Consider the following 23,451-nt stretch of genomic DNA (forward strand, 5'->3'; position numbering starts at 1 on the left):
CGATTTCAGGGGAAGTCCAAAGGGCGTTGATCCCGGCCGAGACCGAGGCGAACAGATTCGCCTGCGAGGAACCGACGACGCGCACGGTCGAGGTGGAACAGCTCTGTTCGTGATCGGCGTAGAGCATCAGCAGCAGATCGAGTGCCCGGACGACCTCCGGATCGGGCACATAGCGTTCCCCGGGCGCGCCGAAGGTCAGCTGCAGGAAGTTCTCCAGCAGTCCGGCCTCGTTGTCCGGATAACCGAACGGCAGGCCGATCGATTTCTTGTAGGCGTATGCGGCGATCACCGGGACCTTGGCGAGCAGGCGCACCGTGGACAGCTCGACATTGGGTTCGTCGAACGGGTCCAGGCTGTCCTGGTGGAAGGTGGAAAGGGCGGACACGGCCGAGGAGAGCACCGGCATCGGGTGCGCGTCCCGCGGGAAACCGTCGAAGAACCGCTTCAGGTCCTCGTGCAGCAGGGTGTGCCGGTTGATCTGCTCGGCGAAATCCGCGTAGTGCGCGCGGTCCGGGAGCTCGCCGTGGATCAGCAGGTAGGCCACCTCGATGAAATTCGAGCGTTCGGCGAGCTGTTCGATCGGATAGCCGCGATAGCGCAGAATGCCCGCTTCGCCGTCGATATAGGTGATCTGCGAACGACAGGATGCCGTGTTCACGAAACCCGGATCGAGTGCCGTCATCCCGGCCCGGTCGAGCAGTCCGGAGAGCTCGATCCCGGGATGTCCTTCGCTGGCCTCGACGACTGGCAGCTGGATGTCAGCATTACCGAGCTGGAGGGTGACGGCGCCGGTCGTGTTGTCCCGCATGCGTGCCCCTAACAGGTGAGTTCGGTCGACCTGTACGGCACGCTAGACCACCACGGGCACCCTCGGGAACCCGGCTGGCGAACCGTTCGCGAAACCGTCATCGATCCGCTCAGCTCGCCAGCACGGAAACCGCGAACAGCACGAACCCGACGGAGAGCCCGATCAGCGAAGCATTGTCGACATAACGGTACAGCCGGGTATCGCCCCATTCCGGGCGGAAGGCCAGCGGGAAGAAGGCCAGCGGCGCGGTCCAGCACACCACCGAGAGCAGCACCGAGGCGAACAGTGGCGGATCGGGGACCGCCGCACCGAACGCGGTGAGCACGGTGCCCTGCATCAGCATCTCGATGTGCCCCTGCCGGATCCGGCGCGCGTCCCGCAGCCCGGCTCGTAACCGCTGCGCCCGCGGGGTTCGGGTCACGTACACCATGGCCCAGCCGGTGAGCGCGCCGACGGCGAGTTCGAGCACCCCGACCTTGACGAGGAAATGCATCAGCCGATCCCGCCGGGGAAATAGGGCGCTTCGGCGTACCACGGCAGCGCGGCCCACACCGCGGCCGCGACGGTGAACGCGCTCTGGTCCGCGAAGGGCGCCGCGACCACCTGCGCGCCGAGCGGCATCCCGGAGTCCGCGAGCGCGGCGGGCACCGCGACCACGGGGCAGCGGCTGGCGAGGTTGAACGGCGCGCACATCGCCGCATCCAGGTTGTGCCCGGCGTCCGCCCCGTCCACGATGATCGGCTCGTCCACGTAGTCGAGCCCGGCCCGCAGGCTTTCCATCCCGGTCGTCGGGCACAGCAGGGCATCGAAGCGGGCGAACACATCCGCGAGGTCGGCCTGCACCCGCGCTTCGGTGCGCACCGAGCCGTACCGGCCGAGCTCGGCGAAGGCGGCCTCCCCGCGTTCCACGAAATCCTTGGTATAGGGCAGGATTCCGGAACCACGCTCGGCCATCGTCGCGCGCACCATCGCGGCCAGGATCGCCCCGTAGTGCGCCCAGGCCGCGTGCATGATCTCCGCGCGCCGCCAGGGCAGTTCGATCTCCTCGACGTGCACGCCCTGCTCCCGCAAGCCCTCGGCGGCCTGGTGCAGCGCGCCTGCCACGCTCGGTTCCACCGGATAGTCCCCGAGCCGCGTGCACAGCGCCACGCGCATACCGCGCGCCCGATCGGCGACCCCGTCGACGCGGAAGTCCGGGTCGGGAACCGAGGCCGGATCGACCGGGTGCCGCCCGGCGATGACGTTGGCCAGCAGCGCGCAGTCCTGCGGGCTGCGGGCCAGCGGTCCGTCGTGGCAGTAGTGGTCCAGGTTGTACGGCGGGAGCGCGGGAACCCTGCCATAGGGCGGTTTGAAGCCGGTGACCCCGTTGAACGCGGCCGGGATACGGATCGAACCGGCGATGTCCGAGCCGGTGGCGAGCACGGCGGTCCCGGCCGCGAGCGCGGCACCCGAACCGCCCGAGGAGCCACCGGAGGAGCACTCCAGCCGCCACGGGGTCCGGGTCACGCCCCACAGTTCACTGTGCGTGAATCCGGCGGTGCAGAATTCCGGTGTCGTGGTGCGCGCGTGCAGGATCCCGCCCGCCGCGCGGATCCGTTCGACCGCGGGATGGGTCACGTCCGCGATATCGCCCTCGGTCAGCGCCGAACCCTCGCGCAGCGGCAGCCCGGCGATGGGCTGCTCCTCCTTGACCGCGACCGGCAGCCCCTCCAGTGGGCGAGCCGTTCCGTTGGCATAGCGGCGTTCCGCTTCGCGCGCCTGCTCGAGCGCCGATTCGAAGAAGGTGTCGGTGAACGCGTTCACCGACGGCTCCACCGCCTCGGTCCGTTCGATCACGGCAGTCATCAGCTCGTGCGGGGACAGTGTGCCCGCGGCGAACCGCCGCCGCGCCTCGACCGCGCTCAGGTAGACCAGCTCGGTGTCCATCAGTGCTCCAATGCTTCCGCGAAGAACGCCTTGACCGGTTCGAGCACGGGCATGCCCTCGTGCGCGACGCCGGGAACCACATCCTGGCGTACGGCGATCCCGTGCCGCTCCAGGCTCGTGCGCAGTGCGTGCATCCGGTCCTGCCGGTTGGCGCCCTGCCGCTCGACCCCGGGCATCCACCGCGGGCTCTCCGGCCCGATCGCGATCTCCCAGGTTTCGGTGTCCCGCTCGCCGATCACCAGCTGCACCGCGACCGCGCGCATCGCCTCGATATCGGCCGCGATGCCGAACCGCTGCTCGAGATCCCGTACCCCGACCCAGAAATCCGCCTCGGTGTCCAGCAGGGTCACCACACCGGGCGCGCCGACCGAGACCGCGCGCAGCCGGTCCGGGTGCAGGTAGTAGAAGCGGTGCGCGAAATGCCCGCCGCCGGAGAATCCGTGCAGCAGAAAACGTTCCGCGTCCACCCGCCAGGTCTCGGCGGCCTCGGCGACCATGCCGAGCAGCACCTCGTCGAACCGGATTCCCTCGTACTCGATGAATTTGTAGTTGTCCAGTTCGCCGGGGCGCCCGATACCCACCGGGAACAGCGGGGCGAGCGCGATGCACTGATGGCGCTCGCAGAATTCGATGAACGCGTACCGGTAGGTGCTCGCCCCGCGCTCGGTTCCGTGCACCAGCACGACGAGCGGATACACCGTTTCCCCGTCCTCGGCATAACTTTCCGGGACATAGGCGCAATAGCTGAACCGCTGATCGGCTTGTGCCGCGAAGAACGGAGTGGCCCCGAAATGGTAATAGGACAGCGTTTCACCGTGCCCCGGCACGTTGCGCATGCGACATTCCCTTCTGTTTTCCACGCTTGGCTTCCAGCCTCCTGGAAAGCCAGGAGAGCAACACGTTCAGCAGCAGATACACGGCGGCGACGGCGAGATAGGTGGGCAGCAGATTCGAGGTGTACTCCCCCATGACCTTCGCCGAGTCGAGCAGTTCGGGATAACTGACCACATAGCCGAGCGTGGTGTCCTTGAGCAGCGCGATCAGCTGACTCACCAGCGCCGGGGTGAGCGCGCGCAGCGCCTGCGGGATCACCACGGCCCGCATCGCCTGCCCGCCGGTGAGCCCGATCGCCTGCGCAGCCTCGATCTGGCCGCGGTCCAGGGCGAGCACCCCGGCCCGCACCAGTTCGGCGAGAACCGCGGTGTGGTGGATGACCAGCGAGAACACCAACTGCCACAAGGGGTCGATCCGGATCCCCGCGATCGGCAGCCCGAGCAGGAAGACATAGATCACCAGCAGCAGCGGGATCGCCCGGAACAGTTCCACGTATCCGGCGGCGATCCGGCTCAGCGCGCGCCGCCGGGACAACCGGGCCAGCGCGACCAGAATCCCCAGTGGCAGCGCGATCAACCCGGCAACCACCGCGGCGAGCAGTGTGGAACCCAAGGCCTGCAAGAGGAATCGTTGCACCGGCCATTCCACGAACACCGTCCAGCGGTCCGCGTCGAGCTGTCCGCGCGCGCCGAACCGCAGCACCACGAGCGTCAGCACACCGAGCAGCGCGAGCACGGTCAGCACGGTGACCGCGCGGATCCGGTTCCTGCCCCGTGGCCCGGGGGCGTCGAAGAGGAAGGTGCTCACCGGCTCACCGCCCGATCCGCGCGCGACGTTCGAGCACCCCGCCGAGCAAACCACCGGCCAGCGTGATGAGCACGTAGCAGAGCCCGGCGCACAGGAAGGCGGGCACCGGTTCCGCGTAGTTCACGTTGAGCATCCTGGTGACCCCGGTCAGGTCCAGCACGCCGACCGAGGCACTGAGCGAAGTGCTCAGCGCCACCGCGATGAACACATTGGTCAGCGGCTGGATCATGGCGCGGAACGCCTGCGGCAGCACGACATGGCGCAGCAGCTGACCGAACCGCATGCCGATCGCGCGGGCCGCCTCGACCTGGCCGATGCCGACATTGTTGATCCCGGACCGCACCGCCTCGCACACATAGGCGGCCGCGTAGGTGGCCACCCCGGCGACCACCGAGGCGAACAGGGACATGCTCAGCCCGATCTCCGGGAGTGCGAACACGATGAGCACGAGCAGCATCAGCAGCGGAACATTGCGGAAGACCTCGACATAGCAGCCGCCGAGCCAGCGCAGGATCGGCACCGGGCAGACGCGCAGCACCGCGACGATCGTGCCGAGCACCAGCGCGCAGCCGAACGCGGCCAGCGTCAGCTCCGCCGTGGTGAGCAGCCCGCCGCCGATCTTGTCCACATTGGACCAGAGGACATTCATACGCACTCCTTGACTAGGAACCCGGCACCGAGCCGAGCACCGGCGGTTTCGGCGGTTCGTGCCGCTCGACCGTGCCGATGGTGGCCCGCCAGAGCCGGGCCCAGGATCCGTCCGCGTAGATGCGCCGCAGCCAGTCGTCCACCACGCGCTTGAGCTGCGGGTCCTGTTTGGACATGCCGATCCCGAACGGGGCGTCCCTCGTGGGTGGCCCGGCGAATTTCACGTCGTCGTGTTTGAGCACGAACCCGGAGAGGATGGCGCTGTTGAGGAAGAACGCGTCCACCCGGCCCTGGCGCAGTGCCTGCAGGCACTGCGAAGCGGAGTCGAAGATGACCTGCTGCGCACCCGGCTGTTGCTGTTGCAATGCTTCGGCGGCGACCGCGGGCATCGTGGCCGTGGTGACCCCGTTCAGATCGGCGAGCCCGTGCACGCTCGTATTGTCCGCGCGCACCAGGATCGCCCCGCCGCCGATCAGATAGGGACCGGCGAAGTCCACCAGCCGCGCGCGCTGCGGGGTGATCTGATAGGTCGCGACGGTGAAATCGGTGGTTCCGTTCTCCAGCAAGGCTTCCCGGGTGTCGCTGGTGACGTTCACCCACTGCACATCCGTTCTTCCGGTCAGGTACTTCGCCAGCATTTTCGCCAGGCTCGCGTCGAATCCGGTGTATTCCCCGGTCATCGGGTTCTTCATGGAATAGAGCGGGACGTCGTAGCCGGCCCCGATCGCCACCGTGCCCTTGCGGTGGATGGCCAGCGCGGCCGTACTGCGGTCGAGCGCGCCCGGCCCGGCGACCGGTGCCGCGTCCAGCACGGCGCGCACCGCGGCCGGATCACCGCCGGATGCCTTGTCGTAGCGCGAGTTCACCGCCCCCGAACACGCGCCGAGGCCGAGCATCGCGGCCAGCAGGGCGGCGAGAGACCGCCGCGAGGAAACCATAGGAAACGACCCCATCACCGTTGATGTAGTGGCTATTGCATTTCTTCCGTCACTGCGTCGCGTGCACTACACTAGCCATCTGTTGTCGGCACCACAAGAGGGATCATCGGACGTAATGGCTACTACAAGCAGCGTGTGGGGGCGACCGCTCGCGGATCGCATCGCCGCGCACGCCCATGAGCTGACCGCCACCGAGCTGCGGGTCGCCGAGTACCTGGACGCGCACGGTGAGGAGGTCATCTTCGCCACCGCGGGCGGGCTCGCGAAGGCGATCGGCACCAGCGACGCCACGGTGGTGCGCACCGCGCGGGCACTTGGCTACTCCGGGCTTCCCGAGCTCAAACACGAGGTGGGCCAACAACTCGTGCAGGTCAACAAGCCCGCGGCGCGGTTACGCCAACGCATCGAACACGTCGGCGCGGAGACCGGGGAACTGCTGGACGAGGTGTTCGCCGAGGGCGCCGAACGGCTCGCCGAGACGCGGCGGCTGAGCCGGGCCGGGCACGTGCGCGCCTGCATCGACTGCCTGGCCGAAGCGGACGCGGTCGTCGGCTACGGGGTCGGGGTTTCCGCGCTGGCCGCCGACTATCTCGCGACCAGGCTCACCAGGATCGGCAAACCGGCGCGGGCGATCTCCGCCACCGGTTTCCGGCTCGCCGACGAACTGCTCTCGCTGACCGGCGGCGAGGCACTGGTGCTCTACGCGCCCGGCAGGATGCTCGCCGAGCTCGAGGTGATCCTGGAACACGCGCACCGGGTCGGCGCCAAGGTCGTGCTCGTCTCGGACGCGCTCGCCGCCCGGATCGGGGACCGGGTCGACCACGCGCTCACCGCGGTGCACTCCGGAAGCGGGCTCACCGGGGAATGCCTGGCCTCCGTGCTGCTCACCGACGCGCTCGTACTCGGCGTCGCCGCACGGGACCAGGACCGCGCCACCGCGGCCTCCGATCTGCTGACCGCGCTGCGCGGCAGGCTCGGCGCCGAATAGGTCAGCGCAGTTCCGCGCTCAGCCCGGCCAGCAGCACCCGGAGCCCGAACTCGAACCGGGCCTCGAAGTCGAAGAACAGGTCCATCGGCGTGGTCGCGACATGCGGATACGCGGCCCCGGGCAGCACGGCGGCGAGCAGTTCCCCGCGCTCCACCCCGTCGGCGCCCTGCTGCTCGAGCACCTCGCCGAGGACATAGCAGAACAACGTGGTGCAGGCCAGCAGCGCGGACTCCGGGGAGAATCCCGCGTCCCGCCAGATGGCGAAGACCTCCTCGGCCACGGTCAGCGTCGGCCGTTTCGTCGTGTAGCTGCCGCCGACGATCCGGGCCCCGTCCCGGTGCGCCAGCAGCGCCGAGCGCATCGCCTTCGCGAAGTCCGCGGCCCGTGCGCGCCAGTCCGCACCGTCGCGTTCCATCCGTTCGGGTACCTCGGCGAGGATGACCTCGGCCATCTCGTCGATCAGCGCCTGCTTCCCGTCGAACAGCCGGTAGATCGTCGGCAGCTGCATATCGAGGCTGGTGGCGAGCTTGCGCATGGTCAGCGATTCGAGACCGCCGGAATCCACGAGCGCCAGGGCGGCACGGGCCACCGTCTCCGCCCGTGCCGTGGTCTTCGTCTCCCGAATTGACACGTTAACGATGTTATCACTAACTTGGAGTCATCAGGTGTTAACGTTGTTAACGCATAGAGTCGACCACGACGAAAGCCGCTGCCATGACGAATGCCGCCGTCCTGCCGGAGACCGCTGCCGCGCCGAAAACCGTCGCGATGATCGTGCGCCAGCTGCGCTATGAGGCCGAGGGAGTCGTCTCGGTCGAACTGTGCGCGCGCGACGGCTCCGAGCTGCCGCCCTGGCGTCCCGGCGCGCATCTGGAACTGGTGCTGCCGACCGGGATCACCCGGCAGTACTCGCTGTGCGGATCCCCGCAGGACCGCTCGGTCTATCGCATCGGGGTGCGCAGGGACCGGATGAGCCGGGGCGGGTCCGAGTACGTGCACGCCTTCCTGCGGCCCGGCCAGCCGATCCAGGTCCGCGGGCCGCTGGACAATTTCCGGTTCGCCGAGGCAGCGGCCTATCTGTTCATCGCGGGCGGAATCGGGATCACCCCGATCCTTCCGATGCTGCGCGAGGCCGAGAACCTGGGCGTGCCATGGCAACTCGTGTACGGCGGGCACACCGCGGACTCGATGGCCTTCCTGGAGGAGCTCGGGCAGCACGGCGAGCGGGTCTGGCTGTACCCCAGTGACCGGGGCGGCCGGATCCCGCTCGAGGACTGGCTCCGCGAACCGCGCGCGGACACCGCGATCTACGCCTGTGGCCCGGAATCCCTGCTCACCGGGATCGAGGAGGGCGCCCAGCACTGGGCGCCGGGCAGCGTGCACCTCGAGCGGTTCAAATCCCGGCCGAAGGCCACGAGCGAGAACACCGAGTTCGACGTGGTGTGCGCCCGTTCGGACCGGACGGTGACCGTGCCCGCCGACCGCAGCGTGCTCACCGCGCTCGAGGACGAAGGGCTCCCGGTCGCCGGATCCTGCCGGGAGGGGATCTGCGGCACCTGTGAAACCCGGGTACTGGAAGGCACTCCCGAGCACCGTGACGACATTCTGTCCGAGGCCGACCGTGCCGCGGGCGACCGGATGTTCATCTGCGTCTCCCGCGCGTGCGACAAACGCCTGGTTCTCGATATCTAGCCACTCGCCATCCGGAAAGGAGGCGGCCATGACCGCCATCGCCCGCGGCGCGGCACCCGCACGTACCGCCGCCGACGACTACGAACCGATCGACCTGGACCGGATCCGGGAGATCATCGGAAAACCGGAACAGTTCATCCTGGAGAAGAAGGAACCGCGCCTCGGCGAGTTCGACATGCGATTCATCGCGCACAGCACGTTTTTCGTGCTCGCCAGCGGGAACGAACTCGGCCACCTGGACACCAGCCCGAAAGGGGACCCGCCGGGATCGGTGAAGGTCCTCGATCCGTGGACGCTGGCGATCCCGGACCGTCCGGGCAACAAGCTGGCCGACACCTTCGAGAACGTCACCCGCAGCCCGGGCGTGGGCATGGTGTTCCTGGTGCCCGGGGTGCGGGAAACCGTGCGGGTCAACGGGGACGCGTTCATCACCGAGGATCCCGAGCTGCTGGACCGGCTCGGCGCCGAGGGGAAACCCGCGGTGCTCGCCACGATCGTGCGGATCCGCGAGGTGTTCTCCCAGTGCGGCAAGGCGGTGATCCGCGCGAAACTGTGGCAGGGCGACGATCGCGGGCTCGGCGAGGCGGTCACGAACGGGAGTTCCTTCGCCACCATGGCCACCGCCCAGGACGCGGGCAAGTTCAACCGCAGCCTCGGTAATCAGGCGGGCGGACTCGGTGCCGTGCTCGAGGAACACTACGAGCACGGGCTCTACTAGGGCGTCTCGGCAAGGCTAGAGCGTCTCGGCGCAGATCCGCGCGGCCTCGGCGATCAGTTCGTCGTCGTAATCGGCCTTCGGCTCGTGTTTCCGTGTCATGACGGCGAGCACGAGCGGGGTTCCGGTGCCGGTCCACGCGATGCCGACGTCGTTGCCCGAACCGTAGGCGCCGGACCCGGTCTTGTCCCCGATCAGCCAGGAATCGGGCAGCCCGGCGCGGAATCGCTTGGCGCTGGTGGTGTTGCCGATCAGCCAGCCGGTCAGCCGGGCGCGGTGCACGGGATCGAGCGCGGTGCCGAGCGCGAGGCGCGCGTAGTTCTCCCCGATCGCGCGCGGGGTCGTGGTGTCCCGCGGATCCCCCGGCGCGATGTCGTTGAGCTCGGTCTCCCACCGGTCGAGCCGGGTGACCCGGTCGCCGAGGCTGCGGCAGAACCGGGTGACCCCGGCGGGCCCGCCGATCTGGCGCAGCAGCAGGTTTCCCGCGGTGTTGTCGCTGTAGCAGATCGCGGCGTGGCACAGTTCGGCGATGCGCATCCCGCCGTGCACGTGGTTCTCGGTGATCGGCGAGTTCTCGACCAGGTCCGCTTCGGTGTAGTGCACGATCCGGTCGAGGAAGGTCCCGTCGCCGTCGCGATCGCGCATGACGGCCGAGGCGGCGAGCACCTTGAAGGTCGAGCACATCCCGAACCGCTCCCCCGCGCGGTGGGTCATCGTGGCCCCGGTGCGCAGATTCCGCGCGTACACACCGAGATGCGCTTGGTGCGCGCGTTCCAGGGCGCGCAGCCGGTCACCGGCACCGGTCGTGGCGGCCGCGGGACTCGCGGCGAGCAGCCCCGCCGCCGGGACGGCAAGACCGGCACCGAGCAGGGAACGCCGGGATACGGACATGCAGTACTCCCCTCATCGATTCGGGTTCGTACCCCGAGCCAACCAGCATCGGCCCACTCATGTCCAAGAGAGATAGTTGAAGCGAACATGCCTTTTTGATATATGTGTCTCGTGGACCTGCTCGCGCACCTCGAAGCGTATGTCGCGGTCGCCGAGGAGGGCGGTTTCTCCGCGGCCGCCGAGCGGCTCGGGATCGCGCAACCCTTGCTGAGCAGGCGGATCAAGAACCTCGAGGAATACCTCGGCGGCGCGCTGTTCGACCGCTCCCGCAGGCGGATCGCGAACACCGAGCTCGCCACGCTGCTGCTGCCACACGCCACGGATGTACTCGGCCGCGCCGAACACCTGCGCACCCTCGCCCGGACCGCGCTCACCGGCCGGACCCCCGTACTCGGAATGCCGCCGGACTGTGCACCCGCTGCGCTGGCCAGGGTGCTGCGCGCCGGGGCGGACCGGGAGGATCCGCTCACCATTCGCGAACTGCCCGCACCGCAACGGGAAACGGAACTGGCCGAGGGTGGGCTCGCCTTCGCCCTGCTGCGGGTTCCCCCACAGCGCAGCCGGATGCGGGTGCCGCTCGGCCTCGGTACCGCGCAACCGCTCCCCCGGCCGGTGCATCTCGACCAGTTGCGGCCACGCCGGGCGAGCACCGAACGGGCCCCGCGCATCCTGCTCACCCCGGAGGACGCGGGCGGGTTCGCCGTCGAGCGGCTGCGCAAGGCCGTCGCGCAGGCCGGGCTCGCCGAGCAGTGCGTGCACACCGGCGATTCCACATCCACCGCGGTCGCCGAGGCACTGGCCGGGAACGGTCTGCTGCTGTGCCCGGAGGCCTTCGCGCGCACCCATGGGCTGGCCTGGTCTCCGCTGGCCGACCCGGCGCTGCACCGCGGTTACACCCTCACGGCCGCACACGGATCCCGGGCGCCCGGCTGGCTGGGCCCCTTGCTCGCCACGGTGATCGGGGCGGTCGGTGAAACCGGTGCGCCGCAACAGGAAGAGCCCGCGGACCGCGCACATCTGGCGGCGCGCGGATGACTCCGGTGTACCGGGCGAGCACCGCCGAACTGCTCAGCACCGCCGAATCGGTCGCCACCGCCTGGCAACGGATCGGCACGAGTGGTTCCTTCCTCGCCCGCGAGCTGCACACCGGGCGGGAACTCGGGTTCGATGTGGACACCGCGCTGCCACTCGCCTCCGTGGTGAAGGTCCCGATCGCCCTGGTGGCACTCGACCGGATCGCCGAGGGAACCCTCGATCCGGCGCAACCGGTGACCATCGACCCCGCGGACAAGAGTGTCGGGCCGACCGGGGTTTCCGCGTTCCGCTACCCCGCCACCCTCGCGATCGCCGATCTCGTGCACCAGATGCTGACCGTGAGCGACAACGCCAGCGCCGACACCGTGCTCGACCTGCTCGGCCTGGACGCCGTGGAGGAACGGCTGCGCGAATGGGATTGCGCCGGGATCACCGTCCGGCACCGGATGAACCGGATGTACGAGTGCGCCGCCGGGATCGCGGGCGAGAACAGCACACTCGCCCTGGAACTGGCCATTCGCGAGGAGAGCAGCCTCGAACCGCTCGATCCCGCGCACGCCAACCTCGGCTCCGCTGCCGCGCTCGTCGATCTGCTCGAACGCGTCTGGCTGGACCGTATCGCGCGCCCCGAAGCGACCGCGGAACTGCGCCGCATCATGGGCGCGCAGGTGTTCACCCAGCGCCTGTCCGCCGATCTGCGCGCCGACTCCGTCCGGGTGAGCGGGAAGACCGGAACCTACCTGCATCTGCGGCACGAAATCGGGGTGGTGGAAACCGATTCCGGGGACCGGATCGCGATCGCCGCGCTCACCAGAACCGACCGGCGGGCGAGCATCGCACCCGATGTGGACCTGGCGATCGGCGCGGCCGCGCGCGCTGCCTTCGAGGCCTTGCGGATCTAGGGCGCGTCTGACAATCCCGTAGCCTGCTGCGCGGGGCCATATCGGCGCCTCGCGGCGAAGGCGCGCAATCACCATAGCTGCCGCTATGGCTCAATCCTCCGCCTTGCGATGCATCCGATCTGCCTCCCGCTCGCGACGGCAGTGGATTATCAGACACACCCTAGCCCCGATGCAATCGGTGCGCGGCCACGGCCCGGCCGCCGATGAGGTGTTCCGCGACGATGCCCGGCACCTCCCTGGGACCGATCCGCCCGTACCAGACGTCGTCGGGATGCACGGCGAGCACCGGCGCGTGATTGCAGGGGAACAGGCAGCCGGTCTGCGTGACGAGCACCTGATCTTCACCGATTCCGTTGTCCCGCAAGGTTTCCTTGACCGCGGCCGCGGTACGCTCGGCCCCTTTGGCGCTGCACCGCGGACCGCGGCAGACGAACAGGTGGTGCCGGTATGCGGGAACGTGTTCCCAGGCCGGGGAGCACAACGGGGCGGCGTCGGTGACCGGCTTGGCCGGTTCGGTGAGCAGTTCGGTCAGCTCGCCGGGTTCGGTGAGCACTCGTGTGCCGACCTGGATGGTGAGCGGATGGTCGTTGGCGCGCAACCAGTGCGCGGCCACCCGGCGCAGCCAGGACAGCTGTCCGGGTTCGCCGTGCAGATTCACCGGGATGAGGGTGAGCTCGGTGTCCCCGGCCGCACGGCGCTCGTCGAGCATCGTGCACAGGCTGGGCTCGCCGAGGTGCAGGTACGCCACGTGTTCGGCGAGCCCGCGCAGTTTCTCGTGTTCCTGCGCGGCACGGAGGTTGAGCCCGACGAGCACGGTCACGGATTCCATTGGATATGCGGCCTTCCGGTGATCGGATGGGTGAGCACTTGCGCCGAGACGGCGTAGACCTCGGCAAGCAGTTCCGGGGTGAGCACCTCGCCCGGGGTCCCGAACGCGACGAGCCGCCCGGCATCGAGCACGGCGAGCCGGTCGCAGAAGGCGGCGGCGAGTTCGAGGTCGTGCAGCGCGGTGAGGGTGGTGATGCCGAGTTCGCGCACCAGGCGCAGCAGGCCGATCTGGTGTGCGAGGTCGAGGTGGTTGGTCGGCTCGTCGAGCAGCAGCAGGCTCGGTTGCTGGGCGAGCGCCCTGGCCAGCTGGGTGCGCTGGCGTTCCCCGCCGGAGAGGGTGGCCCAGCTGCGTTCGCTCAGCTGCGCGACCTCGGTCCGGCGCATCGCCTCGCGCACGGTGTCATCGGATTCCGTCGCGGAGAACGAATTCCGATGCGGTGTCCGGCCGAGCGCGACCACCTCGGCGACCGTGAGCGCGAGCTCGGTGTCCGCCTGCTGGGCGAGAAAGGCGATCAGCCGCGCCCGTTCCCGGTTGCCGAGCTCCCCCACCACCCGGTCACCGGCGAGCACCCGGCCGGTGCTCGGGGTGCGCAGTCCGGCGGCGAGCTGCAACAGGCTGGACTTGCCGGAACCGTTGCGCCCGAGCAGACCGACCAGTTCCCCTTCCGGCACGGTGAATCCGATCGTGTGCAGGATCTCGGTGCCGCGCACCGACCAGCCGAGGTCTTCGAAGCGAAGTTCGGTCATCGCGCCACACCTGCCTTGCGCCGCAACAGGATCGCGAACACGGGAACACCGATCGCCGCGGTGACCACGCCGATCGGCACCTCCCGGTCGGTGAGCACGGTCCGTGCCATGGTGTCCGCCCACACCAGCAGAATCGCCCCGCACACCGCGGTGAGCGGCAGCAGCCTGCGGTGCGCCGGGCCGAACACGAGGCGCACCAGATGCGGCACCACGAGCCCGACGAACCCGATCGCGCCGGTCACCGAGACGATCACCGCGGTCATCAGCGAGGTGCCGATCATCAGGCCCCAGCGGAATCCGGTGACCGGAACGCCGAGCGTGCGCGCGGAATCCTCACCGAAGGCGAGCGCGTCCAGCCAGCTGGCGAAGCCGAGTATCACCAGGACCGCGAGCACCGCGGTCACCGCGAGCCAGCTCGCCTCGGTCCAGCGCACCCCGGCAAGCGAGCCGAAGGTCCAGGAAAGTATCCGCCGCGCTGCATCGGAATCCCCGCGCACCAGGACCACGAAGGAGGTGTACGCGGAACAGAGTTGCCCGACCGCGACCCCGGCCAGCACGGTGCGCGTGGTGGCCAGCCCTCCGGTGCGGCCCATGGCGAGCAGGAAGACCAGTAGCAGTGCGCCGATCGCGCCGAGAAAGGCGCCGATACCGAGGGAGGCGAAACCGCTGGCCCCGAACACGATCACGGTGACCGCCCCGGAGGTGCCGCCGCCGGAGATCCCGAGCAGGTACGGATCGGCGAGCGCGTTGCGGGTCAGGGATTGCAGCACCGCGCCCGCGAGCGCGAGACCCGCCCCGGTCGCCGCGGCCGCGACCACCCTCGGCAGTCGTAGTTGCCAGACGATCTCGTCATCGAGCACCGTGACGCCACCGGCGACCAGCCGCATCCGCCGCGCGATCACCTCCAGCACGGTACCGACCGGAACGTGCACCGGGCCGAGCGTCACACAGACCGCGATGCTGACGAGCAGCACCAGGATCGCGGTGACCAGAATGAGCCATACCGCCGTACCCGTTCGGATCACCGGGAATCAAGCCCGCGCGCCACGGTTTCCGCGCCTTCGGCGAGCCGCACCCCGGGCATCGACTCGTCGAACGGGAGGATCACGAACCTGTTGTGCCGCACCGCATCCAGTGAGCGCAGCGCCGGATCCTGGCGCAACCGCGCGATCTTCTCCCGCGCGGTGGAGAATCCGGCGTCGCTGAGCACGATCACATCGGGGTCGGCCGCGATGACCTTCTCCCAGCTCGCATCGGCCCACCCGCCGGGCAGATCGGCGAACACGTTGCGCAGGCCGAGCGTGTTCATGATCAGTTGCGGGCCACCGTGCCCGGCGCCCGCATAGGGAGCCTTGTCCCCCGAGTCGTACCAGAAGGCGGTGCGCCCCTTGCCCGGCTTGCGCCTCTCCAGCGCGGTGACCTCGGCCCGCTGTCGCGCGATCAGCTGCCCGGCCTTGGTCCGGGCGCCGAAGGCCTTGCCCGCCTCGGTGAGTTCCTCGTACACGGTGGACCAGGAAAGCGCACCGCGCAGCCGATCCTCCGCGCAGCCGAAAGGGGAAAGATAGGACGGGATGCCGAGCCGGTCGAGCCCGGACTGCGGGCCGATCGCGTCCTTTTCGTAGGCGCTGGAGAAAGTCGCGTACACGAAATCGGGTTTGCCCGCGAGCAGCTTCTCCTTGCTCGGATACCCCTTGGCGAGCACCGGGATCTTCGCGTAGGCGGCCTGCCATTTCGCGGGCAGCGGGTTGTCCAAATAGGACGTTCCGGCGAGCTGCCCGGAAACCCCGAGGGCGAGCGCGATCTCGGTCGCGCCCTGGTTGAGCGTGACGGCCCGGCGCGGGCGCTCGCGCAGCGTCGAGGAGTGACCGCAGCTGGACACGGTGACCGGATAGCCGTTCCCGGAACCGCGTGGCGCGGCCCGCTCCTGCGGCGGACCGGCACAGCCCGCGAGCACGAATGCGGCGAGCAGCAAGGACAATCGGGCACGACCCGAGGCGCGCATGTGAGCTCTCCAAACCCTCGTGGACACACGCGCCGTGGCAGGTCTCCTGGCTCTCGGGTCGACACCACCACACCGGCCTTCCCGGGCTCGCACCCAGTGGCCGTCGTGCGACTCGGTGTGGTGACTCACCGATCACAGTGGCGAGGGCCGCGCCGGTCTCCCACCGGCTTCCCTTGACCACGGCTCGAGCGAGCATACCTGTTGGAGCCCACGGAAAAAGGAGAGACCGCGCACATCTTCCCGTCGCGGCCGGATACGCGCACAATGATCGGGTGATCGATCCTCGGCTGCGTATGCTCCAGCTCGTCGCCCGGTGCGGGACGGTGACCGCCGCCGCGGCCGCGCTGCACTACACCCCGTCCGCGGTCTCCCATCAGCTGCGCCAGCTCGCCGCCGAACTCGGAGTGGAGCTGGTCGTGCAACAGGGCAGGGGAATCCGGCTCACCGCGGCGGCGCACACGCTGCTCGAGCACACCGAGCGGCTGCACGCGCAGGTCGAGCGGGCCCGTGCCGAGCTCGCCACGATCGGCGACGAACCCGGCGGGCGGTTCACCATGTGCGCCTTCTCCACCGCGGCGAGCAAGCTGCTCCCGGCGGCGGCCGCGCGGCTGCGGGACGCCTATCCGCAGGTGACCGTGCGGCTGATGGAGGCGGAACCGAGCCGCTGCTTCGACCTGTTGCTCGCCCGTGAGGCCGATCTGGCCCTCGTGGTGGTCACCGCGCAGAATCCGCCCCTGGCCGATGAGCGCTTCCAGCAGTACTCGCTGCTCGACGATCCGCTCGATCTCGTTGTGCCGGAAGGACATCCGCTCACCACCCGGTCCTCGGTGCAGCTCGCCGATGCCGCGCGGGAACCGTGGATCGTCGGCCGCCAGGAGAGCACCTACTACCAGCTGGTGCTCACCGCGTGCATGGCCGCCGGGTTCACCCCGGACATCGCGCACTACGCCGATGAGTGGGACACCGGAACGGCCTTGGTGGCCAACGGTTTCGGGGTGATCCTGGTGCCGAGGCTCGCGCGGCTGCACTCCGACTGGCCGGTGGTGCGGCTCCCGCTGCACGGCGAACCGGCACCGGCGCGCCGGATCCTGGCCGCGGTCCGCCAGGGCGCCGAGGCGCATCCGACGGTGGCCAAGGCACTCGAGGTGGTGCACGAGCTCAGTCTTCGATGACCAGCGGCTCCTGGGGTTTCGCGCAGCACAACAGGATCCGGTTGCGTTCGATCTCCTTGCGCCGGATCCCGCCATTGTGTTGCATGTCGACCGATCCGGAGACGAGCGTGTGCTTGCAGGTGCCGCACATTCCCTGTCCGCAGGAGAACGGCACGCTCACCCCGGCCTGTTGTGCCGCGTCCAGCACGGTCTGTCCGGCCCCGCAGGCGAAACTGTGCGCACCGAGCCGCACCGGATAGCTCACCGCGCTCGGGCCCGCCTGCTCGACGGTGAACCGTTCTTCGGTGTAGTTTGCCGGATCCGCGCCGAGCAGCGTGAGGATTTCGGTGACCCGTTCCCGGTAGCCGTGCGGTCCGCAGCAGAACACGGCACGCTCGGTGAGATCGGGGACGAGCGCGGCGAGCGATTCGGCGGTCAGATCCCCGCGCCCGTAACCGGTGGCAACCCGGAAATTCGGGGCACCGGCGGCGATCGCGTCCAGCTCGGTGCCGAAGATCCGGTCGGCGTGAGTGCGCGCGGTGTGCAGGAACACCACATCGGCCGTGCTGCCGAGATCGAACAGGGTCCTGGTCATCGCCATGACCGGGGTGATCCCACTGCCCGCGGAGAGGAACAGATAGCGCGTTTCCGGGCGCGTGGTGTAGGAGAACTCCCCGAACGGACCGCTCGCCTCGAGTGTCTGCCCGACCCGCAGTTCCTCGTGCAGATAACCGGATCCGGCACCACCGGGATGGTGTTTCACCGTGATCTCCAGGGTTTCCGGCCGGGTCGGCGGGGAGGCGATCGTGTAGCAGCGCGGTCCGACCGGGAGCCGCAGCATCAGGTACTGGCCGGGCCGGAACGCGAGCGCGGTATCGGGTTCGAAGACGAAGGTCCGCACATCGTGGGTGACGGGCCGGATCTCCGTACAACGCAGCCGGAGTTCGACCGGTTCCGGGGTGTACCGCGTCTCTTCCGCGAGCAGAACGGTCATGCATACGCTCCCAACCGGTCGAGGTACCAGTCGCAGAACTGGTCGACCTGATATTCGCTCGTGGTGTACGGGCCGGGAACATAGGCGGGGCTGCGCACGCCGAGCTGGGCGCGCTCCACGAATCCGGCGTCCTGTTCGTTCGTCCTGCGCCACACCTCGGTCAGCTGCTGCCGGTCGAAATCGCGCCCCTCGACCGCGTCCTCGTGCACCAGCCAGGTGGTGCGCACCAGGGTTTCCCCCGCGGAGAGCGGGACCGCGGTGAACGTGACCGCGTGGTCGCTGCACACGTGCAGCCACACATTCGGTTGCAGGTGCAGGGAGAACCGGCCCAGCCTGCGTTCACCGATATCGCCGAGCAGTTTCGTGCAGACCACCCGGCCGTCCGTACTGAACGACTCCCCCGCGCCGTCCATCGGTTCACGCTGCACCCGGAATCCGCTCACCCGCCCGGACAACTGCTCGATCAACCGGTGCGCGAGGCCGAGCCGCTCGCAGGTGTCCCGCAGCGCGGTGTCCGCGGCGACATAGCGGTCGAACGCGGCCCGCAGCGTGGCGGGCACTTCCTCATCGGTGTAGCCGTAGGTCGGGAACAATGAGCAGGACAGTTCCGGGTGACCGTCGCAGTGATAGCACTCCCGGTTGTTCTCCATCACCAGCTTCCAGTTGCCCCGCTCCACCAGGTCCACCTGCTCGACCACCTTGGCGCGGTCGAGCCGGTGCGGTGCCGCGTAGCGTTCCACGATCGCGGCCACCTCGGCGAAATCCTCCGGCGGATGTTCGGCGAGGCAACAGAACACGAATCCGCCGGCCACCTGGACGGCCACCGGTTTGAGCCCGAAACAACCGGGATCGAAACCCGGCGGCGGGGAAACCGCGTGCAGCAGCGAGCCGTCGGTGCGATAGGTCCATTTGTGGTAGCCGCACACGATATTGCCGACCGAACCGCTGGTTTCGGTGAGGATCCGGGCGCCGCGATGCCGGCAGACATTGTGCATGGCGCGCACCTGTTCATCGTCGTCGCGCAGCACGATCACCGAGTACGGGCCGATCTCCACGGTGACGAAGTCGCCCGGTTCCGGGATTTCGGCCACCGTGGTGGCCAGCAGCCAGTGCCGCGCGAAGATCGCCTCGATATCGGCGTGGAAGACCTCCGGACTGGTGTAGAACTCGGCGGGCAGGCTGTGCCCGATCCTGCGGCGCGCGATGAGTTCGGCGATCCGCGTGTCGGCGAGCGTGGTCATTGTGCTGGCGCTCCTTTCTGGGCCTCGCGTGGCCCGATCGCGCTGCACAGGCGCAGCGCATCGAGCACGGCGGCGTGGATATTGCGGCTGGTGACCGCGTCACCGATACGGAAAAGGGCGAACTCGCCCGCGGGATTGGCCACGACGCGCTGTTCCCGCCCGGCGAGCAGCGCGGTGTGGTCGATCTCGCCGAGATTGCTGGATTCGGGAAGCAGCGCGAAATACAGTTCGTCATTGGGCAGGGTGCCGCGTTCGGTGACGACCCGGTCCACGGTGATCTCGTGTTCCTGCTCGGCGTACTCGCTGCGCAGCCGGGCCCGCAACCGGCCATCGGCGCGGCGGACCCCGACCAGTCGTTCGGCGAGCGTGGTGCGCACCCCGTGCTCGGCGAACACCTTCAGGTAGCCGGGGGCGATCATGGCGCCCACATCCGGGGCGAGGGTGCGTTCCGGGGTCGCGTACCGCACGTGCGCTCCGGCGTTCGCGAGCACCTCGGCCGCGTCCAGCGCCTGGTTGGCGCCGTGCTCGTCGTACACCAGCACGTCCCCGGTCCCCTGTGCCCCGCCGCTGAGCACATCCCAGCTGTCCTCGATGAGTTCGCCGCCCTCACCGAGGAATTCCCGCGCCGGACTGCCCCCGGTCGCGAGGATCACCATGTCCGGCCGTTCGGCGCGGATGTCCTCGGGTTCGGCGAGCACCCCGAACCGCAGCCGCACCCCGGCCTGTTTCGCCTCCCGCACCCGCCAGTCCACGATGCCGAGCAGGTCGCGCCTGCGCGGGGACCTCGCGGCGAGCAGCAGCTGACCGCCAGGATCCTGGCCCGCTTCGAACAGCACCACCTCGTGACCGCGCCCGCCGAGCACCCGTGCCGCTTCGAGCCCGGCAGGGCCCGCCCCGACCACCACGATCCGGCGCGGCGCACCGTGGATCGGGCTCAGCTCGTGCGGCAGGGTTCCCTCGCGCCCGGTTGCCGGGTTGTGCACGCATTTGGCCGCGCCGTCCGAGTAGATCGCGTCGAGGCAGTAGCTCGCCCCGACACACGGGCGGATCCGGTCCTCCTGCCCGGAGCGGATCTTCGCCACCAGATGCGGATCGGCGAGGTGTGCCCTGGTCATCCCGACCAGGTCCAGCATGCCCTCGGCGACCGCGTGCCGTGCGGTGGCCACATCCGCGATGCGGGCGGCGTGCATGACCGGGATGCCGAGCTCACGTTTGACGGCGGCGGTGAACTCCAGGAACGGCGCGGAGGGCTCGCCCATCGGCGGGATCACCCTGGCCAGCGCGGCATCATTGTCGATCGTGCCCTTGATCGTGCTCAGGAAGTCGATCCCGTCCGCCAGATAACAGTGCGCTGCGGCGAGCCCTTCGGCCAGCGGCAGGCCACCGGCACAGGATTCGTCCAGCGCCATCCGGATCCCCATGATGAACTCCGGCCCCACGGCCGCCCGCACCGCCGTGATCACCCTGCGCGGGAAGGCCATCCGCTCGTCGAGAGTGCCGCCGTCCGGATTGGTGCGCGGCGAAAGGAAGGAGTCCAGGAGGTGCCCGTAGGACTGCAGTTCGATCCCGTCCAGCCCGGCCGCCGCGCAGCGCTGTGCGGCACTGACGTAGTCAGCGAGGATCCGCTCCAGGTCCCAGGGTTCGGCGATCTTGGGCACGCTGCGGTGCGCCGGTTCGCGCTGCGGCGAGGGGTGCACCAGCGGCAGCCAGTCCCCGGTGAAGTTGCTCGACCGCCTGCCGAGGTGGGTCACCTGGCACATCACCGCGGTGCCGTGCTCGTGCACTGCATCGGTCAGCTCGCGCAGCCAGGGCACGATCTCGTCGCGGTGCAGCTGCAGATTGCCGAAGGCCGGTGGACTGTCCCGGGAAACGACCGCCGAACCGCCGATCATCGTCAGCCCGACCCCGCCGCGCGCCTTCTCCACGTGATAGCGGCGGTACCGGCCCTTCGGCAGCCCGTCCTCGCTGTAGGCCGGTTCGTGCGAGGTGCTCACGATCCGGTTCGCCAGGCGCAACCGGCGCAGGTGATAGGGACGCAGCAGCGGGTCGTCTTCGCGCATGCCGACCAGTGTCGGGGCAATCCGGTGGTGCGGAAAAGCGAATGCTCGGCAACGGTACCGTGCAACCCCGGTACAAGATCGACAGTACCGGAAGTGATCCCTCAGTCACGCATGGTCGAGTCCCGCGCGATCAGTCGCGGAGGCAGCCGTTTCGACCGCACCGCACGACCTTCCACGCGGTCCAGCAACAGCCCCATGGCCGTGGTGCCCATCTCGAACATCGAGGACCGGACCGTGGTCAGCGGGACCGGCATGTCCCCGGCGACGGGAATGTCGTTGTAACCGACGACCGCGACATCGGCACCGGGGCGCAGCCCGTGTTCCCGCAGCGCCCCCATGACCCCGATGGCGGCGCTGTCGTTGACGGCGAAGATCGCGGTGGGACGGGGAATCCTGGCGAGCAGTTCGGCCCCGGCCACGTGCCCGCCCTGGGTATCGAACGGCGAGTGCAGCACGTAGTCGTCCGGGATCGGGAACCCCTCGGCCTCGAAGTGTTTACGGAATCCCCTCGTCCGCTCCACTCCGGTGCTCGCGTACGGCTCCCCGGCGACGACGGCGACCCGCTCGTGGCCGAGCGCGCGCAGGTGTTCCGCGGCGAGCCGCCCGCCCGCGAGGTCGTCGGTGGTGACCGAGAGGGTTCCCGGCAGCCGCCGGGAGACGAGCACATGCGGAATGTCCCGGCTCGCCAGCAGTTTCACCAGCGCATCGCCGCCGAGCCGGGCGTCCCCGAGCACGATCCCGTCCACCCGGCGTTCGAGCAGCTCCTCGAGCCGGTGCTGACGTGAACTCGGGTCGTCGCTGGTGTTCGCCACGAAGGTCTGGTATCCGCACTGCGCGGCGGCGTGGTCGAGCCCTTCGTAGATCCTGGCGAGCACGAAGTCGGTCAGCCGTGGCACGAGGACACCGAAGACATGGCTGCGCCGCGTGCGCAGGGCGGCCGCTGCCGGATCGCGGTGGTACCCGAGCTCCGCGGCAAGAGCCCGGATCCGTTCCACGGTCGCGGCGCCGACTCCGGATCCCGAACCGAGCGCACGGGAAACGGTGGACACATGCACCCCGGCCCGCTCGGCGAGCTCGGCGAGCGTGATCGGCCCGCCCGTTTGCGGGTCGGGAGAACGGGAGTGCATACCACGTTTGTACCGCATGTTCGGCGATCGGAAATTTCCGGCCCGAACGTCTTGCCATTACACAAACGATTGCGTAATCTCCACGCAATCGTTTGCACAAAGGAGGTTCCGTGACCCGCATCCGGCTGATCGCGACAGGTGGCACGATCGCGAGCCGGCACCACCCGCAAGGGCTGCGTGCCGGGGCGACCGGGTCCGAACTGCTCGATCAGGCCGGGCTGACCGGAATCGAGGTCGAGGACCTGCGCACCGCGGGCAGCTTCGCGCTGTCCACAGCGGACGCGCTCACTCTCGCCGTTCGGGTCGATGCCGCGCTGCGCGAGGGCGTGGACGGGGTGGTGGTCACGCATGGCACGGACACGATGGAGGAGTCCTGCTTCCTGCTCGATCTGTTCCGGCGTGCCCCGGCACCGGTGGTGTTCACCGGTGCGCAGCGGGGGTTCGACGATCCCGCCGCCGATGGACCGGCCAACCTCGCCGCGGCGTGCGCGGTCGCGTCCAGCACGGCGGCCCGCGGGCTCGGCGCACTGCTCGCCTTCGACGGCCTCGTGTGGCAGGCACGCGGGGTGCGCAAGGTGGAGACCCTGCGTTCCGGGGCGTTCGAGGCACCCGGTCGCGGACCCTGCCTTCGGGTCACCCCTTCCGGGATCACCCGGCTCGCCACCCAACCGCGCGGCCCCGCGTTCACCCTTTCCGGCATCGACGAGCTGCCCAGGGTGGACGTGGTCTCGGCCTACCTCGGCGCGGACGACGCACTGCCGCGCGCGGCCGTCGCCGCCGGAGCACGGGGCATCGTGCTGCAGGCCACCGGGGCGGGGAACAGCGCTCCTGCCCTGACCGGAGCGGTCGAAAGCGTTGTCGCACAAGGGATCCCGGTCGTCGTCTGCAGCCGCGTGCCGAGCGGCCCGGTCGCGCCGATCTATACCGGAGGCGGGGGAACGGATCTGTCCCGCGCCGGTGCGGTGTTCGGCTCGGACCTGAGCCCGTGGCAGGCGCGGCTGCTGCTCGCGGTCGCCATCGCCACCCGTCCGCACGATCCGGGTGCGGCGGTGCGTGACTGGCTGGAAAAGGAAAACCAGACGGAACACTGAGGTTCCGTCCGAGATGACAAGGAAGT

Annotated in this window: 24 protein-coding genes and 1 riboswitch; of the genes, 7 read left to right on the plus strand and 17 right to left on the minus strand. The window is 69.3% G+C overall.

All coding sequences use genetic code 11. The features are described from left to right. The 7 genes from AD72_RS00005 to AD72_RS00035 form a co-directional block, all read right to left on the minus strand. On the minus strand, positions 1-808 hold an 808-nt coding region (locus AD72_RS00005), incomplete at its 3' end, for a citrate/2-methylcitrate synthase (RefSeq protein WP_031464220.1). A gap of 109 nt (positions 809-917) precedes the next feature. Next, a complete protein-coding gene (locus AD72_RS00010; protein WP_031464221.1) occupies positions 918-1,301 on the minus strand; it encodes a hypothetical protein in 384 nt (127 codons plus the stop codon). Next, positions 1,301-2,734 (minus strand): amidase, encoded by a 1,434-nt coding sequence (locus tag AD72_RS00015; RefSeq protein ID WP_037344346.1) that lies wholly within the window; start codon positions 2,732-2,734, stop codon positions 1,301-1,303. The genes AD72_RS00010 and AD72_RS00015 overlap by 1 nt, the downstream gene beginning before the upstream one ends. Then, a complete protein-coding gene (locus AD72_RS00020) occupies positions 2,734-3,570 on the minus strand; it encodes a hydrolase (RefSeq protein WP_031464223.1) in 837 nt (278 codons plus the stop codon). Before AD72_RS00020 ends, AD72_RS00015 begins: the two co-directional genes overlap by 1 nt. Beyond that, entirely contained in the window at positions 3,545-4,375 is an 831-nt protein-coding gene (locus tag AD72_RS00025) for an amino acid ABC transporter permease (protein WP_037344350.1), read from the minus strand. Before AD72_RS00025 ends, AD72_RS00020 begins: the two co-directional genes overlap by 26 nt. 4 nt (positions 4,376-4,379) lie before the next feature. Then, positions 4,380-5,024 carry an amino acid ABC transporter permease gene (locus AD72_RS00030; protein WP_031464225.1) on the minus strand — a complete coding sequence of 215 codons (645 nt, stop codon included), beginning with the start codon at positions 5,022-5,024 and terminating at the stop codon, positions 4,380-4,382. 13 nt (positions 5,025-5,037) lie between these two features. After that, positions 5,038-5,961, minus strand: coding sequence for a transporter substrate-binding domain-containing protein (locus tag AD72_RS00035; RefSeq protein ID WP_031464226.1), 924 nt, complete (start codon positions 5,959-5,961; stop codon positions 5,038-5,040). A 115-nt stretch (positions 5,962-6,076) separates the two neighbouring features. On the opposite strand from AD72_RS00035, the gene AD72_RS00040 reads away from it, so the two are divergent. Then, on the plus strand, positions 6,077-6,949 hold the full coding sequence (locus tag AD72_RS00040; protein ID WP_231644686.1) for a MurR/RpiR family transcriptional regulator: 873 nt from the start codon (positions 6,077-6,079) through the stop codon (positions 6,947-6,949). A 1-nt stretch (position 6,950) separates the two neighbouring features. Here the strand turns inward: AD72_RS00040 and AD72_RS00045 are convergent, their stop codons facing one another. After that, positions 6,951-7,580 carry a TetR/AcrR family transcriptional regulator C-terminal domain-containing protein gene (locus tag AD72_RS00045; protein ID WP_197284835.1) on the minus strand — a complete coding sequence of 210 codons (630 nt, stop codon included), beginning with the start codon at positions 7,578-7,580 and terminating at the stop codon, positions 6,951-6,953. Between the two features lie 83 nt (positions 7,581-7,663). Here AD72_RS00045 and AD72_RS00050 point away from each other — a divergent pair, with 83 nt between their 5' ends. After that, positions 7,664-8,641: a PDR/VanB family oxidoreductase gene (locus tag AD72_RS00050; protein WP_051897606.1), complete on the plus strand. Its 978-nt coding sequence runs from the start codon at positions 7,664-7,666 to the stop codon at positions 8,639-8,641. Between the two features lie 28 nt (positions 8,642-8,669). After that, a complete protein-coding gene (locus tag AD72_RS00055) occupies positions 8,670-9,359 on the plus strand; it encodes an MSMEG_1061 family FMN-dependent PPOX-type flavoprotein (protein ID WP_031464230.1) in 690 nt (229 codons plus the stop codon). A 15-nt stretch (positions 9,360-9,374) separates the two neighbouring features. Here the strand turns inward: AD72_RS00055 and bla are convergent, their stop codons facing one another. Then, the gene (bla, locus tag AD72_RS00060) at positions 9,375-10,247 is read right to left on the minus strand and encodes a class A beta-lactamase (RefSeq protein ID WP_031464231.1); all 873 of its coding nucleotides are present in this window, start codon (positions 10,245-10,247) and stop codon (positions 9,375-9,377) included. A gap of 102 nt (positions 10,248-10,349) precedes the next feature. Here bla and AD72_RS00065 point away from each other — a divergent pair, with 102 nt between their 5' ends. Next, positions 10,350-11,282, plus strand: a complete 933-nt coding sequence (locus AD72_RS00065) for a LysR family transcriptional regulator (protein ID WP_231644687.1) — start codon at positions 10,350-10,352, stop codon at positions 11,280-11,282. After that, complete coding sequence (locus tag AD72_RS00070) at positions 11,279-12,184, plus strand: serine hydrolase (RefSeq protein WP_031464233.1); 906 nt, start codon at positions 11,279-11,281, stop codon at positions 12,182-12,184. The genes AD72_RS00065 and AD72_RS00070 overlap by 4 nt, the downstream gene beginning before the upstream one ends. 160 nt (positions 12,185-12,344) lie before the next feature. Here AD72_RS00070 and AD72_RS00075 read toward each other — a convergent pair whose 3' ends face one another. The 4 genes from AD72_RS00075 to AD72_RS00090 are packed head-to-tail and all read right to left on the minus strand — an operon-like array spanning position 12,345 to position 15,761. Beyond that, positions 12,345-13,004 (minus strand): (2Fe-2S) ferredoxin domain-containing protein, encoded by a 660-nt coding sequence (locus AD72_RS00075; protein WP_197284836.1) that lies wholly within the window; start codon positions 13,002-13,004, stop codon positions 12,345-12,347. Next, positions 13,001-13,759: an ABC transporter ATP-binding protein gene (locus AD72_RS00080; protein ID WP_031464235.1), complete on the minus strand. Its 759-nt coding sequence runs from the start codon at positions 13,757-13,759 to the stop codon at positions 13,001-13,003. Before AD72_RS00080 ends, AD72_RS00075 begins: the two co-directional genes overlap by 4 nt. Beyond that, complete coding sequence (locus AD72_RS00085) at positions 13,756-14,784, minus strand: FecCD family ABC transporter permease (protein WP_031464236.1); 1,029 nt, start codon at positions 14,782-14,784, stop codon at positions 13,756-13,758. Before AD72_RS00085 ends, AD72_RS00080 begins: the two co-directional genes overlap by 4 nt. After that, a complete protein-coding gene (locus AD72_RS00090) occupies positions 14,781-15,761 on the minus strand; it encodes an ABC transporter substrate-binding protein (protein ID WP_031464237.1) in 981 nt (326 codons plus the stop codon). The genes AD72_RS00085 and AD72_RS00090 overlap by 4 nt, the downstream gene beginning before the upstream one ends. Positions 15,762-15,780: 19 nt before the next feature. Further along, positions 15,781-15,958, minus strand: a riboswitch (cobalamin riboswitch). Positions 15,959-16,033: 75 nt separating this feature from the next. Between AD72_RS00090 and AD72_RS00095 the strand changes: the two genes are divergently transcribed. After that, the gene (locus AD72_RS00095) at positions 16,034-16,933 is read left to right on the plus strand and encodes a LysR family transcriptional regulator (RefSeq protein ID WP_031464238.1); all 900 of its coding nucleotides are present in this window, start codon (positions 16,034-16,036) and stop codon (positions 16,931-16,933) included. Here the strand turns inward: AD72_RS00095 and AD72_RS00100 are convergent. From AD72_RS00100 to AD72_RS00115, 4 genes are all read right to left on the minus strand, one after another. Further along, positions 16,920-17,906 (minus strand): FAD-binding oxidoreductase, encoded by a 987-nt coding sequence (locus tag AD72_RS00100; protein ID WP_051897609.1) that lies wholly within the window; start codon positions 17,904-17,906, stop codon positions 16,920-16,922. The genes AD72_RS00095 and AD72_RS00100 overlap by 14 nt on opposite strands. After that, positions 17,903-19,147, minus strand: a complete 1,245-nt coding sequence (locus AD72_RS00105) for an aromatic ring-hydroxylating oxygenase subunit alpha (RefSeq protein WP_031464240.1) — start codon at positions 19,145-19,147, stop codon at positions 17,903-17,905. Before AD72_RS00105 ends, AD72_RS00100 begins: the two co-directional genes overlap by 4 nt. After that, a complete protein-coding gene (locus tag AD72_RS00110) occupies positions 19,144-21,207 on the minus strand; it encodes an oxidoreductase (RefSeq protein ID WP_037344355.1) in 2,064 nt (687 codons plus the stop codon). The genes AD72_RS00105 and AD72_RS00110 overlap by 4 nt, the downstream gene beginning before the upstream one ends. A 101-nt stretch (positions 21,208-21,308) precedes the next feature. Beyond that, positions 21,309-22,334, minus strand: coding sequence for a LacI family DNA-binding transcriptional regulator (locus AD72_RS00115; RefSeq protein WP_051897617.1), 1,026 nt, complete (start codon positions 22,332-22,334; stop codon positions 21,309-21,311). A gap of 110 nt (positions 22,335-22,444) precedes the next feature. On the opposite strand from AD72_RS00115, the gene AD72_RS00120 reads away from it, so the two are divergent. Next, positions 22,445-23,425, plus strand: coding sequence for an asparaginase (locus AD72_RS00120; RefSeq protein ID WP_037344358.1), 981 nt, complete (start codon positions 22,445-22,447; stop codon positions 23,423-23,425). The last annotated feature ends 26 nt before the right edge of the window (positions 23,426-23,451 follow it).

Source organism: Sciscionella sediminilitoris, assembly GCF_000737195.2.
GTDB lineage: Bacteria > Actinomycetota > Actinomycetes > Mycobacteriales > Pseudonocardiaceae > Sciscionella > Sciscionella sediminilitoris.

What these genes read in the sequence shown, in the direction of transcription:
- AD72_RS00010 (WP_031464221.1), bottom strand. Translation starts at nt 1,301, where the DNA reads ATGCATTTCCTCGTCAAGGTCGGGGTGCTCGAACTCGCCGTCGGCGCG.
- AD72_RS00015 (WP_037344346.1), bottom strand. Translation starts at nt 2,734, where the DNA reads ATGGACACCGAGCTGGTCTACCTGAGCGCGGTCGAGGCGCGGCGGCGG.
- AD72_RS00020 (WP_031464223.1), bottom strand. Translation starts at nt 3,570, where the DNA reads ATGCGCAACGTGCCGGGGCACGGTGAAACGCTGTCCTATTACCATTTC.
- AD72_RS00030 (WP_031464225.1), bottom strand. Translation starts at nt 5,024, where the DNA reads ATGAATGTCCTCTGGTCCAATGTGGACAAGATCGGCGGCGGGCTGCTC.
- AD72_RS00035 (WP_031464226.1), bottom strand. Translation starts at nt 5,961, where the DNA reads ATGGTTTCCTCGCGGCGGTCTCTCGCCGCCCTGCTGGCCGCGATGCTC.
- AD72_RS00040 (WP_231644686.1), top strand. Translation starts at nt 6,077, where the DNA reads ATGGCTACTACAAGCAGCGTGTGGGGGCGACCGCTCGCGGATCGCATC.
- AD72_RS00050 (WP_051897606.1), top strand. Translation starts at nt 7,664, where the DNA reads ATGACGAATGCCGCCGTCCTGCCGGAGACCGCTGCCGCGCCGAAAACC.
- AD72_RS00055 (WP_031464230.1), top strand. Translation starts at nt 8,670, where the DNA reads ATGACCGCCATCGCCCGCGGCGCGGCACCCGCACGTACCGCCGCCGAC.
- bla (WP_031464231.1), bottom strand. Translation starts at nt 10,247, where the DNA reads ATGTCCGTATCCCGGCGTTCCCTGCTCGGTGCCGGTCTTGCCGTCCCG.
- AD72_RS00065 (WP_231644687.1), top strand. Translation starts at nt 10,350, where the DNA reads ATGTGTCTCGTGGACCTGCTCGCGCACCTCGAAGCGTATGTCGCGGTC.
- AD72_RS00070 (WP_031464233.1), top strand. Translation starts at nt 11,279, where the DNA reads ATGACTCCGGTGTACCGGGCGAGCACCGCCGAACTGCTCAGCACCGCC.
- AD72_RS00080 (WP_031464235.1), bottom strand. Translation starts at nt 13,759, where the DNA reads ATGACCGAACTTCGCTTCGAAGACCTCGGCTGGTCGGTGCGCGGCACC.
- AD72_RS00090 (WP_031464237.1), bottom strand. Translation starts at nt 15,761, where the DNA reads ATGCGCGCCTCGGGTCGTGCCCGATTGTCCTTGCTGCTCGCCGCATTC.
- AD72_RS00100 (WP_051897609.1), bottom strand. Translation starts at nt 17,906, where the DNA reads ATGACCGTTCTGCTCGCGGAAGAGACGCGGTACACCCCGGAACCGGTC.
- AD72_RS00105 (WP_031464240.1), bottom strand. Translation starts at nt 19,147, where the DNA reads ATGACCACGCTCGCCGACACGCGGATCGCCGAACTCATCGCGCGCCGC.
- AD72_RS00110 (WP_037344355.1), bottom strand. Translation starts at nt 21,207, where the DNA reads ATGCGCGAAGACGACCCGCTGCTGCGTCCCTATCACCTGCGCCGGTTG.
- AD72_RS00115 (WP_051897617.1), bottom strand. Translation starts at nt 22,334, where the DNA reads ATGCACTCCCGTTCTCCCGACCCGCAAACGGGCGGGCCGATCACGCTC.